At 72.8% G+C, this 16,795-nt stretch carries 16 protein-coding genes and 1 pseudogene; 7 read left to right on the top strand and 10 right to left on the bottom strand.

The genetic code is table 11. The features are described 5' to 3' along the window. Positions 1 to 86: 86 nt before the first annotated feature. The gene (locus tag AB0P06_RS26420; protein ID WP_363611451.1) at positions 87 to 1,229 is read left to right on the top strand and encodes a hypothetical protein; all 1,143 of its coding nucleotides are present in this window, start codon (positions 87 to 89) and stop codon (positions 1,227 to 1,229) included. Between the two features lie 491 nt (positions 1,230 to 1,720). Here the strand turns inward: AB0P06_RS26420 and AB0P06_RS26425 are convergent, their stop codons facing one another. The 3 genes from AB0P06_RS26425 to AB0P06_RS26435 form a co-directional block, all read right to left on the bottom strand. Then, a complete protein-coding gene (locus AB0P06_RS26425; RefSeq protein ID WP_363611453.1) occupies positions 1,721 to 2,155 on the bottom strand; it encodes a VOC family protein in 435 nt (144 codons plus the stop codon). 294 nt (positions 2,156 to 2,449) lie between these two features. After that, positions 2,450 to 3,517: a PP2C family protein-serine/threonine phosphatase gene (locus AB0P06_RS26430; protein WP_363611455.1), complete on the bottom strand. Its 1,068-nt coding sequence runs from the start codon at positions 3,515 to 3,517 to the stop codon at positions 2,450 to 2,452. Positions 3,518 to 3,693: 176 nt separating this feature from the next. After that, positions 3,694 to 4,911 (bottom strand): cytochrome P450, encoded by a 1,218-nt coding sequence (locus AB0P06_RS26435; RefSeq protein WP_363611456.1) that lies wholly within the window; start codon positions 4,909 to 4,911, stop codon positions 3,694 to 3,696. Between the two features lie 149 nt (positions 4,912 to 5,060). Here AB0P06_RS26435 and AB0P06_RS26440 point away from each other — a divergent pair, with 149 nt between their 5' ends. From AB0P06_RS26440 to AB0P06_RS26455, 4 genes are all read left to right on the top strand, one after another. Continuing rightward, complete coding sequence (locus AB0P06_RS26440; RefSeq protein ID WP_363611458.1) at positions 5,061 to 5,417, top strand: arsenate reductase family protein; 357 nt, start codon at positions 5,061 to 5,063, stop codon at positions 5,415 to 5,417. A gap of 313 nt (positions 5,418 to 5,730) precedes the next feature. Further along, positions 5,731 to 6,285, top strand: a complete 555-nt coding sequence (locus tag AB0P06_RS26445) for a DUF1697 domain-containing protein (RefSeq protein WP_363611460.1) — start codon at positions 5,731 to 5,733, stop codon at positions 6,283 to 6,285. Positions 6,286 to 6,307: 22 nt separating this feature from the next. Continuing rightward, a complete protein-coding gene (locus tag AB0P06_RS26450) occupies positions 6,308 to 7,738 on the top strand; it encodes a hypothetical protein (RefSeq protein ID WP_363611462.1) in 1,431 nt (476 codons plus the stop codon). Continuing rightward, positions 7,735 to 8,280: a DUF1707 and FHA domain-containing protein gene (locus AB0P06_RS26455; protein WP_363611464.1), complete on the top strand. Its 546-nt coding sequence runs from the start codon at positions 7,735 to 7,737 to the stop codon at positions 8,278 to 8,280. The genes AB0P06_RS26450 and AB0P06_RS26455 overlap by 4 nt, the downstream gene beginning before the upstream one ends. Before the next feature lie 62 nt (positions 8,281 to 8,342). Here AB0P06_RS26455 and AB0P06_RS26460 read toward each other — a convergent pair whose 3' ends face one another. Then, entirely contained in the window at positions 8,343 to 9,305 is a 963-nt protein-coding gene (locus tag AB0P06_RS26460; RefSeq protein ID WP_363611466.1) for a DUF1152 domain-containing protein, read from the bottom strand. 64 nt (positions 9,306 to 9,369) lie between these two features. Here AB0P06_RS26460 and AB0P06_RS26465 point away from each other — a divergent pair, with 64 nt between their 5' ends. Continuing rightward, positions 9,370 to 9,963, top strand: a complete 594-nt coding sequence (locus AB0P06_RS26465) for a hypothetical protein (RefSeq protein ID WP_363611468.1) — start codon at positions 9,370 to 9,372, stop codon at positions 9,961 to 9,963. A 28-nt stretch (positions 9,964 to 9,991) separates the two neighbouring features. Here the strand turns inward: AB0P06_RS26465 and AB0P06_RS26470 are convergent, their stop codons facing one another. From AB0P06_RS26470 to AB0P06_RS26480, 3 genes are all read right to left on the bottom strand, one after another. Next, entirely contained in the window at positions 9,992 to 10,363 is a 372-nt protein-coding gene (locus AB0P06_RS26470; protein ID WP_363611470.1) for a hypothetical protein, read from the bottom strand. 265 nt (positions 10,364 to 10,628) lie between these two features. Continuing rightward, positions 10,629 to 11,381 (bottom strand): hemerythrin domain-containing protein, encoded by a 753-nt coding sequence (locus AB0P06_RS26475; RefSeq protein ID WP_363611472.1) that lies wholly within the window; start codon positions 11,379 to 11,381, stop codon positions 10,629 to 10,631. A 206-nt stretch (positions 11,382 to 11,587) separates the two neighbouring features. Then, positions 11,588 to 12,649, bottom strand: coding sequence for an alpha/beta hydrolase-fold protein (locus AB0P06_RS26480; RefSeq protein WP_363611474.1), 1,062 nt, complete (start codon positions 12,647 to 12,649; stop codon positions 11,588 to 11,590). 403 nt (positions 12,650 to 13,052) lie between these two features. Between AB0P06_RS26480 and AB0P06_RS26485 the strand changes: the two genes are divergently transcribed. Beyond that, positions 13,053 to 13,796 carry an SDR family oxidoreductase gene (locus AB0P06_RS26485; RefSeq protein ID WP_363611476.1) on the top strand — a complete coding sequence of 248 codons (744 nt, stop codon included), beginning with the start codon at positions 13,053 to 13,055 and terminating at the stop codon, positions 13,794 to 13,796. Positions 13,797 to 13,848: 52 nt separating this feature from the next. Here the strand turns inward: AB0P06_RS26485 and AB0P06_RS26490 are convergent, their stop codons facing one another. The 3 genes and pseudogenes from AB0P06_RS26490 to AB0P06_RS26500 form a co-directional block, all read right to left on the bottom strand. Next, a complete protein-coding gene (locus tag AB0P06_RS26490) occupies positions 13,849 to 15,588 on the bottom strand; it encodes a carbohydrate-binding module family 20 domain-containing protein (protein ID WP_363611487.1) in 1,740 nt (579 codons plus the stop codon). A 331-nt stretch (positions 15,589 to 15,919) separates the two neighbouring features. Continuing rightward, complete coding sequence (locus tag AB0P06_RS26495; protein WP_363611478.1) at positions 15,920 to 16,258, bottom strand: P-II family nitrogen regulator; 339 nt, start codon at positions 16,256 to 16,258, stop codon at positions 15,920 to 15,922. 306 nt (positions 16,259 to 16,564) lie between these two features. Beyond that, positions 16,565 to 16,795, bottom strand: a pseudogene (locus AB0P06_RS26500) (hypothetical protein); the annotation flags it as partial.

A 16,795-nucleotide genomic window follows, 5' to 3' on the forward strand; every position in this document is an offset into this window, starting at 1 on the left:
CGCCTGTGGCTGGCGGGACCCGTAGGACCGGACAGCCGGTCCGGCCCCAGCGCCCGCGCATCCAAACGGTCGTCCGAGAGGAACACATGGACCCCCACGGACCAATAGCCCGGCGCTTCCCGCTCGTGGCACGAGCCCGGCCGGGATGCCTCCCGCTCCCCGCCCGGGTCGGCAAAATCCGCAAACTCGCTGACGAGGCCGAGCGGGAGGCGGACCAGGGCGTTGCCTCCAGCATCTTCAACCAGGCAGCGCTCCTGGCCTCCGATCTCGGGCTGCCCGACACTGCCCGGTACTGGTGCCACCGGCACGCCGCTGCCTACCTGCGCTTGTGCCCTCTGGGCGGCATGGACGCGATCCGCAACCTCGAACCGATCATCAACCTCGCCCGGCTCCACATCCGTGCAGGCCACGGAGACCAGGGCCACCGGCTGCTCCTTTCCCTCTACGAAGCCGTCACCGAAAGCAAGGCAGCCGTCCTCGACGGAATCACCGTGCCGGCCAACCTGACCGCCACCGACGCGGATCGCCAGGAAGTGCGCCAGTGGCTGTGGCGGGTCATCATCGCCGACGGCACGCGCGCCCTGACCGCGTCGGGACGCTGGCGGGACGCCCTCGCCCATGTCCGGCAGCACCACGGCATCGGCAAGCACATGCTCGACGGCCGCCAAGTCGCCGTCCTCGCGCTCGCCACCACCGGCGACCACGCCGGCGCTCAGCAACTCCTCTCCGACACCGCCCCGGGCGAACCCTGGGAGAACGCCGTAACTGCCTGCCTCACCGTCCTGTGCCGGCCTCCCGGCCACCGGCCCACCGATGAGGAGATCGACAGCCTGCTGACGCGCTGCCGCCAAGTCGGCTTTCGCGCGGATCTGGTGGTGTTCCACACCCGCCTGACGCTGTCGGCCATCGACGCCGTCGGTCGCGACCGCCACCGACGCGTGCAAACTCAGGTGGCACAGCTGGTCGACCAGATCCTGGAGGTCGGCGACGGGTACGCGGCACGAGACGTGCTCACCCATGCCGCGTGTGCGCTCCTGATGACGGACCGCCAGAGATACTCCCTCACCCAGGTACTGGATGCGTGCGCGCTCGATCGCCGAACAGTTCCGCCCGAGCTGGACAAGGACCTCTCCGCTTCCCTCGACCGAGCCGAAGCGGTCATCACCGGCCAGTCGGTGCACGTGGATGACGGCCGGATTCTGACCGACCCGCAGTCGACCGGGCCGTGACCCAGCCCGAGGCGCAGCCTCAGCCCGCTGAGCAGCTCACCGCCGAACCAAGAGCTGAACAGCCAGCTCGCTCAGCTCCGCCATGAGAAGCAGGAGCTCGAACGGAGACTCGCCGAGACCAGCGACGACCTCGTCGCCGCCCGAGCGAGCCTCAGGAGGATGATCCGAAGCGAGAACTCACACCAGCGGCCGAGCGTCGGCGGGCACGTAACTGGTTCTAAGGACCTGTGTTGGCCCCACCGGAGGGCTGCGGTGGGACGCCATCTGCGCTCCGAGTCCAAGGAGCGCAGATGGCGCGGATGACCGAGGTGGAGATGTTCGCCGCGATCCGGCGGGACACACGGCTTGAGGGTACGGGCGTCCGGGCGCTCGGCCGGAGGTACGGAATCCGTCGCCGGGCGGTGCGGAAGGCACTGCAGCGCCCTGACAGGCCGGGGCGGTTCTTCGTCCTGGGCAAAACGGGGACAGAAAGAGGACGCGTTCGCGGCGCCTCAGTCGAGACAGAACTCGTTGCCCTCGATGTCCTGCATCGCGATGCACGACTCATTGACGCCATCGGCACGCAGTAGTTGCACGCGCACCGCACCGAGCGCCGTCAGCCGTGCGCACTCGGCCTCGAGTGTGGCGAGGCGTTCTTCGCCCACGAGCCCGGTGCCGACCCGCACGTCGAGATGCAGCCGATTCTTGACGGCCTTGCCTTCGGGAACGCGCTGGAAGTACATGCGCGGGCCCACACCTGAGGGATCCATGCAGACAAACGCCGAACCCTGGCGCTCAGGCGGCAGCGAGCGATTGAAATCGTCCCACGTGGCGAACCCCTCCGGTGGCGGCGGTACGACGTACCCCAGCACCTCGCACCAGAAACGGGCGACGCGCTCAGGTTCCGCGCAGTCGAAGGTGACTTGGAACTGCTTGATCGATGACATCCGTCCTCCGTAACGCGTGCTGTTCACCGAGACCCCGGATGTCATCGCCTCGTGGAGAGCGGACGCGCCGCCAGGGATGCATCGATGTCCACCTCGTCGTCGTGCGACTTGGTGATCTCGGTCACGGCGGGCAAGCCTGCCACCTGGCCACCCGAGGCTCAACCAATTTTCCGTCTGCGCACCGGGACCGTGCCTGACATGCCTGAGAGCAGCCGTGCCGTCCGACGCGGACAGCGGCCAGGAGCTGCGATTCGTTCCCCTGGCCGGGCGGGGGCTTCGCGGTGTGCGAGCCCCTCATGAGCGCGGAGGGCGGGCGGCCGGGGCGGGGGTGAGGGCGAGGACGGCGAGGTCGTCGGCGAGCAGGCGGGCGTAGTCGTGGACGTCCTGGGCGAGGAAGGAGACCAGGACGTCCGGGGCGGTGCTGCCGAGGAGGGCCAGCCGGCGGGCCAGCGGGTAGAAGGCGCCGACGGCGTCGCGGGCCTCGCTGACGCCGTCGGTGTAGAGCAGCAGGGTGTGGCCCGGTGGCAGGGCCACGGCCGTGGGCTTGGGGGGCGGGTCCATGGAGCGGAGGTGGCCGAGGCCGAGCGGCAGTTCGTCCGGGCAGACGACCGGGGCGATGGTGCGGCCGGAGAGCAGCAGCGGGGCGACATGGCCCCGGTTGATGATCTCCACGCAGTCGGAGCCGGGCCGGTACTGGACCAGGACGGCCGTCACGAACAGCTCGTCGTCCCCGCGGTCGGCGGCGTCGCGCAGCACCGCGCGGTCCAGCTGCTCGGCGAGTTCGACCAGGTCGGCGGTGTCGTGCGCGGTCGCGCGGAAGGCGCCGAGCACGTCCGCCACCGTCCGGACCGCGCCCAGGCCCTTGCCCCGGACGTCGCCGAGCAGGACCCGGACCCCGAAGCGGGTGTCGCACACCTCGTACAGGTCCCCGCCGACCAGCACCTCGGCCTGGGCCGGGCGGTAGAGACCCGCCACCCGCAGGCCTCCGGCCCGCTCGGGGACCGGGCGCAGCACCGTGCGCTGGAGCGTCTCGGCGACCGTGCGGACGCGCAGCAGATGGCGGTTCTGCCGGATCCGCTGCCAGGACAGGGCGGTGCCCATCACCCCGGCCAGCAGCGTGGAGATGTAGACCCAGACGTGGTGCTGCTCGTCGAGGTGCCCGGCCCGCATGGCCAGCGCGATCTGGAGCACCAGGGCGCCGCCGGTCGCCGAGGCGGTCATGACCGGCCCGTAGCTGAACGCCACCACCACCGGCAGCGCGGTCAGCAGGAAGCCGGCCGCGACCGCGTCCGGGACGATCGCCTCCGCCACCAGGTCGAGCACCAGCAGCACGAAGGGCAGCCAGAGGACCCAGCGCGGCACACTCGGTTCCACGGGCGCCGACCGGGGCGGGCGAGGCGCTGCGGGCACGGCGGGGACCTCCTCGCGAACCGGTCCGGGATGACCGGTTTCGTCCCTCCATGTTCCCTTACCGACGGCCCTGTGACCCCATGCTTTGGTCCCGGCCCCTTGGGCCGAACGCCCCCGGTCAGGGGCGGTCAGCGGACGGTGACCGGCAGGGTGTCGAAGCCGCGCAGCAGCAGGCGGTCCCGCCGGGTGGCGACGCCGCCGGGGGCGAGCCGGGGGAAGCGGTCGAGCAGGGCCCGCACGGCGACCTCGGCCTCCAGCCGGGCCAGCTGGGCGCCCAGGCAGTAGTGCGGCCCGCCGCCGAAGCTGAGCGGCCGGCTGTCGGGGCGGCCCGGGTCGAAGACCTCCGGGCGGTGGTGACGGGCCGGGTCGTGGTTGGCCGCGGCGAGCAGGACGACCACCAGGGTGCCGGGCGGCGCGGCCAGCCCCTCGACGGTCAGGCCCTCGGTGCGGGCGATCCGCGAGGTGAGCTGGACCGGGGAGTCGTAGCGCAGCACCTCGTCCGTGAAGGCGGCCGGGGTGACCGCTCCGGTGCGCAGGCCGTCCGCCACCCCGGGGTGGCGGAAGAGCTGGGCGAGCCCGTTGCCCAGCAGGTTGGTGGTGGTCTCGAAGCCGGCCACCAGCAGCAGCACCAGGTTGGCCAGCAGCTCCTGGCCGGAGAGCCGGTCCGGGTCGTCGACGGAGATCCGGACGAGGTCGCTGACCAGGTCGTCCTGGGGGCGGGCGAGCCGCTCGGCGGCGAGTGCGGTGAAGTAGCCGGCCAGTTCACCGGCGGCCTCGTCGGCGGCGGCCAGCTCGGCGAAGTCCTGGATGAACTCCAGGGCGACGGTGAGGTCCGAGGCCAGGCCCCGGAAGCGGTAGCGGTCCCGCTCGGGGACGCCGAGCAGTTCGCATATCACTCCGACCGGCAGCCGGAAGGCGAAGGCGTCCATGAAGTCGACGGGCGCGCCGTCGGCGCCCTGCTCGGCCATCTCGTCGAGCAGCCGGCCGACCGCCGCCTCGACGGCCGGCCGCAGTGCGGCGACCCGGCGGGCGGTGAAGACCGAGGCGATCAGCGAGCGGACCCGGGCGTGGTCGGGCGCGTTGCGTTCCAGGATCGAGCCGCCGAACAGGGCCAGCGACGGGTGCCGGGCGTACTCGGCGTCCAGGTCCTCCCGCGGCTCGGCGCCGGTGACGCCGAAACCGGGGTCGCGCAGCACCGCGTCGACCGCCGTGTGCCCGATCGCCAGGACGGTGCCCGGCCCGGCGGGCACCGCGGCGCCGAGCTCGTGCGCCCTCGCGTACAGCGGGTACGGGTCCGCCCTGCCCTCCCGCGTCAGCAACTGCTCGATGATCGCCGCGCCGTCCATCCGGTGCTCCCTCCCCAGGCTCTGCCCCCGCCCGGATAAACCTCCGGTGGAGGCGCCGGAGTTCCCCGGCCGCCCGGGTTCGCCGCCTGGCAGGGCCGCCGCCGTCCGGGTTCGCCGCCGGGCGGGGCCGCGGTCGGTACCCTGACCGCATGGAGATCTGGATCAACCCGCGCTGCGGGAAGTGTCGGGCGGCGCTCGGCGAGCTGACGGCCGTCGGCGCCGAGTTCACCGTGCGGCGCTACCTGGAGGACCCGCCCAGCGCCGCCGAGCTGGAGCAGGTGCTGGAGCGGCTGGGGCTGGAGCCGTGGGACATCACCCGGCTCGACGAGCAGGCCGCCAAGGACCTGGGCATGAAGCAGTGGACCAGGGAGCCGGGCGACCGGGCGCGGTGGATCGCCGCGATGGCCGAGCACCCGATCCTGATCCAGCGCCCGATCATCACCGCGGACGACGGTCACGCCGTCGTGGCCCGGACCCCCGAGGCCGTCAAGTCCGTCCTGCCGTAGGGCCGGTCCTGTGGAACTCCGCCGGGCCCGCTGATCCGACGGGCTCCACGGCACCGGCCCCCGCGCACGCCGGGAGCCGCCGCACCGGCTCCGCCCGGGTGCCAGGACGTGATCCACAGGTGGCCGCCGTGTGCACCACCTGTTCCAGCTCCAGCCGGAAGGCGTGGAACGGGCCGGGCGGCGGCTCCGCCGGATCCGCCGGACAGGCGGGCGGACGGCGGTGAAGCGGACGGCCCGGGCAGGTGGCATGGGCGGACCGCGGTGGGCAGGCGCGGACGGCGGCGTTGTCGGTGCCCGCTGCCAGACTGGCCGGGTGACCACCACGACCACGTACATCGCGTTCCTGCGGGCGATCAACGTCGGCGGGCGGACGGTGACCATGGAGCGGTTGCGGGCGCTCTTCGCCGAGCTCGGCCTCGGCGGCGTCCGTTCGTACATCCAGAGCGGCAACGTCTTCTTCAGCACCGACGAGCCGGACCGTGCCGCGCTGACCCGGCGGATCGAGGAGCACCTGGCCGACGCGCTCGGCTACCCCGTCCCGGTGCTGCTGCGCACCGTCGAGGAGGTGGCGGCCCTGCTCGACGCCGAGCCGTTCGCGGGCATCGAGGCCACCCCGGACGTCCGGCTGATGGTGGTCTTCCTCTCCGAACCGCTGCCCGTGGACCTCACCGTCCCGTTCACCTCGCCGAAGGGCGACTACGAGGTCGTCGGCGCCGATCCCGGTACCGCCTACGTGGTGATCCACCTGCGGGGCGGCCGGATGAACACCAACCCCGGCACGCTCTTCGGCCCGTCCTACCCGGGGCTGAGCACCTCCCGTTTTCTGCACACCACCGCCAAGATCCTGGCAGCGGCCAGGAAGACCTGACACCCGGCCCCTGGAGGTCCCCTTGCCCCGGTCCGCGCTCACCGCGCTCGCCGCGCTGCTCGACCGCTCGCTCGTCCAGATCGCCGAGGCCGCGGCCGACGGGCGGACCTTCGACCGCAGCCTGATCGTCCGGGTGTCGGACGTCTGGGACAACAACACCCTCCCGCTGTTCGCCGCCGCGACCGGACGGACGGGCCTGCGACGGGAGCAGGGGGCGCGGCGGGCGCTGCGGTGGATGGCCGGATTCGGCGACGACCGGTACGTGTGGATGGTGGAGCAGTCCGCAGCGGCCGGGCACCCGGTGGCGGGGCTGATACCGGCGCCGTCGGCGCGGCACCGAGGGCCCTACCGGGACTACCTCGGCCAGGTCCAGCCGGCCTTCGGCCCGCTGACCGAAGCGGCGCTGGCGGACTACGACCTGACGGACTGCCGGATCCTGGGCCTACAGGTGGAGCTGGTCGGCGAGCGGTTGGAAGCCGACCTCGCGCTGACGGCACCGCGCCGCTACGACTGCGGTGAGCCCGCCTGGGGGGAGGCGGAGCTGGCTCTCGCGCTGGAGGCGGTCGGGGAGCTGGAGTTCACCGCGGACAGCACCACCACCACGGGGGCGCTCGACTTGCATGTCGGCCCGGCGGGCGTCGAGTTGACGCTCGCCGGGCATGGCCGGCTGGTCGCCGAACGGGCCGACCTCGGGATCGCCGACAGCCACTGGCACCTCTCGTCGGCGGGCCGGGCGGCGGACGCGGTGACGCCCCCGCCCGGGAAGGACCGGGAGAGGCCGCCACCGCTCTTCCTCCGCGAGTCCGGGGCCGCCCGGTCGGCGGCCGTCCTGCTGCATCGGGCGATGCTGGAGATCCGGTCCGCCCGGTACGCCTCCCACGCCTCCCGGCGGCGGGTGCTGGCGCTCTGCCGGATCTTCGACGGGGCCGGCACGGAGCTGCTGGCCGCGGCCCGACGCGGCGAGGCCGGGTTCCGTTCGCTCGTCGAACGGTGGGTGGAGCGCGGGGGCGACGCCTGGGCCCGCTGGTTCGCGGAACAGCTCTCGACGAGGTCGCACCACGGCCGGACCGAGCGGTGGGTGGCCGGCCTGGTCGAGGAGTCGAGGGCACGGCAGGCCCCGGCTGCCGAGGCCCGGCGCCGCCCGCCGGAGGTCGCGGCGCTGCGGCTGCTCATAGTCCACTTCGACGGCCACCGCGGCCACCCCGGCGGGCCCGCCTCCGCGGTCGTCCACCTCGCGGTGCCGCCCTCCCCCGAGGACGGGGGCGCCTGGGGGCTGCTGACGGCCGAGGTGAACCGGTTCGAGCGTCTACGGCTCGGACCGGGGGCGTTCACCGGTCCGGCCCCGGTCGGGCGCGGGCCCGGGAGCCTGAGCCTGGGCACCGGGTTCACGGTGTCCCGGCGGTCCCGGGAATCTGGACAGGTGGGTGCGGCTGAGCCGACAATCGGGCCATGACGTCTCCTGAGATCCGGACACATGTGGTCCGGCCGTCCGAGGCCGAGCGGGAGCAGGCTCTGGGGGTCCTGCGGGACGGCGCGGGCAGCGGACGGCTGTCGCACGACACCTTCCTCGGGAGGATGGAGATCGTGCTGCACGCCGGCAGCCGGGCCGAGCTTGACGCGGCGGTGGCGGGCCTGCCGGCCGGGAACCCGGTCGGGCGGTTCGTGCTGCGGACGGTGGGCTGGATCTCCTCGTTCGGGGCGCGGCTGCGCGGAGCCTGGCGGCTGGAGCGGCTGCCGGGGCTGAGTCTGCCGCAGGCCGGGGCGCGGCAGCTGACGATCGGCCGGATCCCCGGCTCGGGGCTGCGGCTGCTCGACGCCTCGGTGTCCCGGCAGCACGCCGAGCTGCGGCACGAGGGCGGTGGCTGGGTGCTGTACGACCTCGGCTCCACCAACGGCACGCATGTGAACGGCCTTCGGATCGCGGGCGGGGTACGGGTGCGGCCGGGTGACCAGGTGCGGTTCGGGAACCTGGAGTTCCGGCTCGCGGCGGGCTGAGACCGGCGCGGCCTGAACGGTGATTCCGGTGAGCGGTCAGTGCGGCGGCGTGGCCGGCGCGGTCAGTGCGGGAACTGGCGGGGCGGCCGCTGGGCCGGCAGGCCGTCGCGGAACTCCTCGATGACGGAGCTGATCTGACGCATCAGCACGGTGTGCTCGATCAGGTCCAGATAGCGGTGCTCGGCGGCCAGGGCCTCGACGGTGACGCCGAAGTAGAGCGTCATCAGCGGATTGACGAAGAGCGGGCTCTGCCCGGTCCGGTCGGTGAACCGGACATCGCCGAACTCGCCGCGCAGGGCGGCCGCCACCGAGCCGTTGACGATGCTGGGGTGTTCGGGGAAGGCGGCCCGGGCGTGCTCGACCGCGTCCAGGTAGAGCGCGCCCTCCCGGCTGTCCCGCGGGATCGAGAAGGCCCCGAGATAGCCGCCCGCGCGATCCAGGGCAGCGAGGTTCTCCAGCACCAGTGCGTGGTTGACCCCGTGGAAGGCGTCGATGCCGAAGCCCAGACAGGCGACCAGCCGCTCGGGTATCCCGTCGAGCCCGGCGACCGCGCCGAGGCTCGCCATGTCCTCCTCGGGAGTGCCGAGCCCCGACTCGTCGCCGCGCATCAGGATGTCGGTGCCGCCGTCGACCAGCAGGATCGCGTCGACGCCGAGGTGGCCGGTGAGCGCCCGGTAGGCGTCCCGCAACGGCTGGACCCCGACCGCGGCGAACGCCCAGACGGTGTCGGGCATGCCGTGCCGGTGCAGCCAGCGCGCCAGGGTGCGCTCCGGGAAGTACCCCTCGGGGGCAGCGGTGTCGGGGCGGATCCGGGCCACGTCGGGCTCCAGCCAGACGTCGGTGGGCAGTCCGTAGAGGTGGCTGAAGGAGAGGCTGGCGAGGTGCACCTCCTTGCCGGCCGCGCGCAGGGCGAGGGCGATCGGCAGTCCCGCGTACACGTCGAAGCCGCCTCCGGCGCCGGCGATCAGAATGCGCTCGGCGGCCAGCAGGCGGGTGATCAGCGGGGGTTCGAGCAGAGAGGCCACCGAGGGAGGGTAGCAGCGGCCCCCGGCCGGCGCGGTTGTCAGTGCCGGGTGCGAGGATGCGGGCATGAAGCAGGAGACGGCTCTCACCCCCGATGTGCTGCGCGACGCCGAGGAGCGTGCCCGCGAGTTGATCCGGTGCGGCTTCCAGGAACCGGACGAGATAGCCGAGTCCCTGGTCGATGAACTCGACGACCAGGGGGTGACCCAGGAGGAGGCGGAGCGGATCGTCGCCCCGCTGTGGCAGGAGCGGCTGGCCGAGCAGGCGTCCTGGCCGGAGACCACGGACGTGGACCGGCTGGAGGAGGCCTTCGACGCGCTGGAGGAGCAGGGCATCGTCGCGGCGATGGACTTCACCTGCTGCGGCAGTTGCGGGTACGAGGAGATCGGCGGCGAGGCCGACGAGGACTCGCGCGGGTTCGTCTTCTTCCACCAGCAGGACACCGAGGCGGCGGCCGCCGGGCACGGGCTGACGCTGCGGTACGGCGGGTTCCGCAGCACCGAGGAGCCGACCGCGCTCTCGGAGCGCCGGACGGCGGAGATCGGCCGCGAGGTGGTGGCGGCGCTGGAGGCGGTGGGCCTGCCGGTGGAGTGGGACGGTTCACCGAGCAACGCGATCACCGTCACCCCGCTGACCTGGCTCAACCGCCTGCCCGAGTAGGGCCGGCACCCTCAGCGGGCACCACCGGTCAGCGGCTGACGTGGAGTTCGGCGTAGTGGTCGCCCGCGTTGGCATTGCGGAGTACGACCTTCGCCTTGCCGATGGCCGTCTCGGTGTCCTCGGTGACGGTCTTGCTCTCGTCGCCGAGCTTCACCTCGGCCGATGTGTCGGTGATGTGACTGACCGTCAGCTTGACGGTCTTGTCGCCGCCGAAGACCTCGACGGTGTGGGTGGAGTCGCCACCCTCGGTGCGGACGACGACATCGCAGCTGTTGTCGTTGGTGCAGAGTGAGGCGGACGCCTTGCAGGCGGTGAGTCCGGTGCCGATCAGCAGGACGGCACCGACCGCGAGAGCGGCCGAACGGATCCGGGCGGGGCGCGGAGTGGTCGCGGTGGTCATGGCTTCGACGGTAGGCGGCGGGCCGTACGGCGCCATCGGTCGCCGGCGGTACGCGCCCCCTGGCCTGGCCCGGAGTGGCCGGACGGCCGTGACCCCGAGGCGAGTGGGTCGAATCCCCTAGGGGGTGCGGGAGTTGGAGCTCACCACAGGCTCTGCGCGGAGCTCCGGCACAGGACTGCGGCACAGGACTGCGGCATAGGCCACGGGCACCGCGCCGAGGCATGTGCCACGCGCGTAGATCAAGGGCCCGCGAAAGAGCCCCCGGTCACTCGAAGGCGGCGCCCCAACCGTCGACCGGGCCCCAGAGCGGAGCGGTGCAGCGCTGGTAGGTGGCCTGCCAGTGCGGCCAGTTGCGGGCCACGTCGTCGTCGCAGTCGGCCAGCAGACGCTCGACCAGCGACGGCTCGACCTCGTCCAGCAGCCAGGCCAGCGCGTCGGCGGTGCCCGGGCCGTCGGCCGCGCAGAGCAGCTCCAGGAACTCGGGCAGGCCGCCGACCCGGGAGGAGACGGGGAACACCCGCTCCATCCCCGGCAGCAGCTGACGCTCCTCGATCCGCAGATGCGTCTCCAGCCGGGCCGCCAGGTCCTCCATCGCGTAGGCGACCGGCCAGACGCTGCCCGCGTCCCGGCTGGCGATCCGCACCAGGGTGGTGACCCGGGTGAAGGAGTGGTCGAGGTTGTGGTGGTCGGCCTCCAGCCAGTTGAGCAGCAGCCGCAGTTCAGGGGCGAAGCGGCGCGCGATCGGCCAGATCCGGGTGTCCTGCTGCTCGTGGTGGCAGGTCAGCATCGCGGTGACGAAGTTCCAGTGCCGTAGTAGCGCCGCCCCCTTGTCGTCCTCGCCGGGCTGGAGCAGCCGCAGCGCGTTGGGCAGCCGGGCCAGGTCACGGCGGAGCGCGCTGTGGACCAGCCGCAGCCCGGCGAACCGCACGGTTTCCGGCTCCTCGGCGGCCCGCTCGTGCTGCGGACCCGCCTGGGCGGGAACGGACGGGGAGGCGACGGGCAGCAGGTAGCTCGGCATGGCACTCTCTTCACGACTTGGCACGGTTGGAGGAACGCGGTCCCACCACAGTGGTCACAGTCGATCAGAGGCGAATCAATGTCCGATTGACGTGCAGGTCAACGGCCTTCCGGAAGCCCGCCGCGGCCGGCCCGCAGACGGCCCGCAATCGCCCGCGGAGGGCCCGCCGGCCGGTGACGACCGGCCGGCGGGCCCCGTCCCGGCGGTCAGTCGGCGGCCGGGCCGGCCAGGTTCCTGGTCAGCCACTGCAGCATGTCCGGGATCATCTTCTTGAAGTCGCTGGTGAGGTGCTTGCCGCCCGCCTGCTCGTAGTACTCGACGGACAGCGGCGCGGCGGCCTTGGCGACCCAGGCCTTGACCAGCTTCGTCTCGTAGGCGTTGGCGCCGCCCGCGGTGGCGAGCATCTTCACGTCGGCCCTGCCCTGGGCGACCAGCACGTCGGGGCTGTTGGCCAGCCGCTCGGCGTCGTGTCCCTTCCAGAGCGGCGAGTCCGGGTTGAAGTAGCCGTCGATCGGCACGGCGGCCTTGAACGTGTCCGGGTGCTGGAGGGCGAGCTTGGCGCTGCAGAACGCACCGGTGGAGGCGCCCATCAGGCCCCAGCCGTCGCGGCCCTTGACCGTACGGAAGTTGGCGCGGACGAAGTCCGGGATGTCCTCGGCCATCCAGGTGCCCATCTTGGGCTGCCCGGGGATGTCGGCGCACTCCAGGGCCTTCTTCTCGTCGGCCTCGAGGTTCTGGACCGGCATGATCATGATGAACGGGTGCGCCTTGCCGGCCTTGGACAGCTCGGCGTCGATCTCCTGGATCGGCAGCTGGTTGTCGGTCCAGGTGTTGTAGCCGTTGCTCTGGCCGCCCGCGTAGAGGGTGAGGACGGGGAAACCGGTCCTGGCGAACTTCGGGTCGTTGTACTCGGGCGGCAGCCAGACCCAGACCCGGCCGGAGACGCCCGACTTGGGGCCGTTCAGCGTGGTCACCATGATCTGGCCGGCACCGGTGTCGCGGGCCTTCGAGAGGGCGGCGGACGGTCCGGTGGGCATCAGCACCTTGCTCGGGGCGGCCGGGGCGGCACTGGTGGGCGCGGCGGAGGTGCTGCCTCCGGCCGGGGTGCCCGGGGCGGCCGTCCCGCTCGCGCCCGCCTTGCCCTCGGCCTTGACGCCGTCCCCTTTCCCACTGCCGTCCGTACTGCCACAGGCGGCCAGCGAGGCGGCCAGGGTGAAGGCGGCGGCACCGGTCAGAACGGCGCGGAAACGGGTGGACTGCGGCTGCACGGTGAGAACTCTCCGACCAGTGTCACGCCCGCTCCGTCGGGAGCCGGGCGGCGGCCCCCGGGTGGGGCCGGACAGGCCCGGGGCGCGGCATCGTACAGCGGTCCCCGGAACGGCGGCGCGCCGTCCCTCGCGGTGGTGCGCCGTCCTGCGATCTTATGACGTGGGCCGGGGCGGGCCGGTTGCGCCAGGGCCAGCGTCGATCCAATGTTTGTCCCCGATCGGGTAAAGGCCCGCGGCCCGCCCCTGCCGGACGGCGGGGGTCGCCCCCCGCCGTCCGGGGGGGCACGGCCGGGGAAAGCCCGGCCAGGGAGGACGGGCCGGGCCCCCGGGCCCTTCCAGCAGTGACACGGAGCCCGGGATCGGGAACGATCGGGGCAGCCGCCCGAGACCCGTGGAGCCCACCATGCCCCAGCAGATCGCCGTCGTCACCGGAGCCGGCAGCGGGGTGGGCCGCGCCGTGGCGCTGGAGCTGGCCGCCGCCGGCTGGCAGCTGGTGCTCGCCGGGCGGAGGTCCGAACCGCTGCGCGGAACGGCCCGGCTGAGCGGCACCGCCGCCGCCGTGGTGCCGACCGACGTCACCGACCCGGCGGCGGTGGACGCCCTCTTCGACGAGACCGCCGGGCGCTTCGGCCGGCTCGACCTGCTGTTCAACAACGCCGGCACCTTCGGCGCGCCCGCGCCGGTCGACGAACTGGACATCGCCGAGTGGCGGGCCGTGGTCGACCTCAATCTGACCGGGGCCTTCCTCTGCGCGCGGGCCGCGTTCCGGCTCATGAAGGCCCAGGACCCGCAGGGCGGCCGGATCATCAACAACGGTTCGGTCTCGGCGCACGCGCCGCGCCCGCAGTCGATCGCCTACACCGCGACCAAGCACGCCGTCACCGGGCTGACCAAGTCGCTGTCGCTGGACGGCCGCCCGTACCGGATCGCCTGCGGGCAGATCGACATCGGCAACGCCGCCACCGACATGACGGCGGCGATGAGCGTGGGGGTACGGCAGGCGGACGGCCGGATCGCGGTCGAGCCGACCATGGACGTCGCCGATGTGGCCCGGACGGTACGGCACATGGCCGGGCTGCCGCTGGAGGCGAACGTGCAGTTCGCCACGGTGATGGCGACGGCCATGCCGTACATCGGCCGGGGCTGAGCACGGGCCGGCGGCCGTCCTGCCCGGGGGTGGAGCGGCCGCCGGCCCGGCCCTACGGCCGCCAGGTGTCGTTCAGGGTCACCCGCCCCGAGGCCGGCACCGTCGCGGCGCGGTTGGCCCCGGACTCCCAGGTCACGGCGCCGGCGGCGTCCTTGCGGAGGTACTTGTACTCGAAGGCGGTGCCGGCGGGCAGCGCCACGTCCAGCTTCCAGACCGGGTAGGCGGCCGAGGAGAGCGGCAGCGCCCGGCCGGTGTCCCAGCCGCCGAGCGCGGCGTTGCCGCCGACCACGTAGAGGTTCTGGCCGTAGCCGGTGGTGGCGTTGACCGCGAAGGACGCGCCGCCGCCCACCGGGGTGCTGCCGCCGCCCGCGCCGACGTACAGCGCGACGGCGTCGCCCGCGCCGACCGTGGCGGTGAACCTGCCGTCCGCGCCGACCTGGTAGGAGGGGCCGGTGCAGCCGCCCGCGACCGGGTCGCCGTGCTGGACGTCGCAGTACGAGCCGGCCGGCAGCGAGGTCAGGAAGGTCTGGGTGACCGGGCCGGACTCGCGGTTGATCACCACGAAGCCCTTGCCGCCCCGGCCGAAGGCGATCGCGTTGTTGCCGTTGGACCACCAGTTGGTGATGCCGGTGCCCGCGACCGCGGTACGGAAGCCCACCATGTTGGCGACCTGCCGCCAGGCGTGGACGCAGTTCCAGCCGTCGGCGTAGCAGGCGTTGACGGTGCCGCCGTTCGGCGGGCCGTCGTCGTGACCGGAGAAGGCGTAGCCGGAGTAGACGTTGGGCGAGCCGTACGGGTGGGCCAGCAGGAAGACGTTGGCCAGGGTGTAGGTGCTGCCGTCCTTGTACGTCAGGGTGGAGCCGTTGCGCTCGGTGTCCCAGTTGTCGACGAAGGTGCGGGCCTTGTCGCCGGGCAGCAGGCCGGTGCCCCAGCCGGCGAGGTCGGCGATCCGGCCGCCCTGGAAGGCGCTCTTCAGCCACGTCCCGGAGCGGAACTCGTCCACGTCGCCGGTGCCGGTGTACTCGGACGGCTGGATCGGCTCGCCCGCGCCGTAGATGACCTCCTGCACCCAGTACGCGCCGGGGCGGGCCGTCCGGGCCTTGATCGCGGCGAGGTCGGCGGCGGCGATGTGCTTGGCCGCGTCGATCCGGTAGCCGTCGACGCCGAGCGAGGCGAGGTCGTCGAGGTAGCGGGCGATGGTCTGCTGGACGTACGGGGAGCCGGTGTCGAGGTCGGAGAGGTTGACCAGCTCGCAGTTCTGCACGTTGGAGCGGTCGGCGTAGTTGCTGATCGCGGTGCGGCAGGAGTGGAAGTCCCAGTCCTGGTAGTACCCGGGGTAGGTGTACTTGGTGTAGTTCGTGCCTCCGGTGCCGGTGCCGGACCCGGCCGACATGTGGTTGATCACCGAGTCGGCGATCACCTTGACGCCAGCCGCGTGGCAGGTGTCGATCATGCTCTTGAAGGCCGTCCGGTCGCCGAGGCGCCCGGCTATCCGGTAGCTGACGGGCTGGTAGGAGGTCCACCACTGGCCGCCCTGGATGTGTTCCTGGGGCGGCGAGACCTCGACGAAGCCGTACCCCTTCGGGCCGAGCGTGTCGGTACAGGCCTTGGCGACGGAGTCGAAGCGCCACTCGAAGAGCGTCGCCGTGACGTCCTTGCCGCCGGGCGGGGCGGCCTGGGCGGCGGGGGCGGCACCGAAGGCCGCGGTGAGTGAGAGCGCGAGCGCCGCGGCGGCGGTGAGCGCGCCGGCCGCGCGGGCGGGCCGGCGGGTGGGGGCGGAGGGGACCACGATGTCTCCTGGGGGCTGAGGTGGGGCAGCCGGGGGTCAATCTGCAGAGAGTTTCTGAAACTTGCCGAAACTTGCAGCGCTGAACCTAGGGCGGGCGGAACGGACCGTCAAGAGCCCTGGCGGAACGTTTCCGCAGCCCCGACCCGGATCGCCTACGACCTCCCGGCCCACGACGGCCACCGCTTACCCGGAGTCCGCCGCCGAACAACCACCCGGACAGCCGCCCGAACAGCCGGAACACGGACGCGGCGACCACGACGACGGGGCCCCGGGCCGACGACGAATTCGTCGGCCCGGGGCCCCGCTCCGAACGGCCTCAGGGCCCCGAACGGCCCTACACCGCGTCCGGACCGCGCTCACCGGTACGGACGCGGATGATGTCCTCCACCGGCATCGCCCACACCTTGCCGTCGCCGATCTTCCCCGTACGGGCGGCCCGGACGATCTCCTCGATCACCCGCTCGGCGTCCGCGTCCGCCACCACCACCTCGATCCGGGCCTTCGGCACCAGGTCGATCCGGTACTCCGCCCCCCGGTACACCTCGGTGTGGCCGTGCTGGCGACCGTACCCGCTGACCTCGCTGATGGTCAGTCCGTGCACACCAATGACCTGCAGTGCGTTCTTGACGTCGTCCAGCTTGAACGGCTTGACGATCGCGGTGATCAGCTTCATGCGAAGGGGCCCTGTCGGACGAGTGCGTGAGCACGGTGGTGGTGGCGTGGGCGGTCGCGCCGCGGCCCAGGACGCCGTGATCGTACGCGGTCCCCGCGTGCGCGGCGAGGCCCGAAGGGGTGAGTTGGCCGTTCCTCGCCCGGACGGAAGCCCGCCGCCCGGTCGATCGCCCGGCCCGGCCCCGTACTCCACGGCGGCGGAGCACCCCGCGGAACGGCGGCGGAGCGCCCCGCGGACGACCGCAGGGCCCGGCAGCCGTGGCTGCCGGGCCCTGCCCCTGTCTTACCTGGTTCTACTGACCGCGGGTCAGCTGGTGGTGATCGCGGTGTCGTCGATCACGAAGCTGGTCTGCAGCGAGACGTCCTCGGTGCCGGCGAACTTCAGGGTGACCGTCTGGCCCGCGTAGGCCGAGAGGTCGAAGGTGCGCAGCTGGTAGCCGGCTGCGGCGTCGACGTTGGAGTAGGTCTTGAGGGTGGTGCCGTTGACGGAGAGGGTCAGCTTGTCGTAGGCGGTGGTGCCGGTTTCGGCGGTGTCGAT

The organism is Kitasatospora sp. NPDC088351 (assembly GCF_040685575.1).
In the GTDB taxonomy this organism is placed as follows: Bacteria; Actinomycetota; Actinomycetes; order Streptomycetales; family Streptomycetaceae; genus Kitasatospora.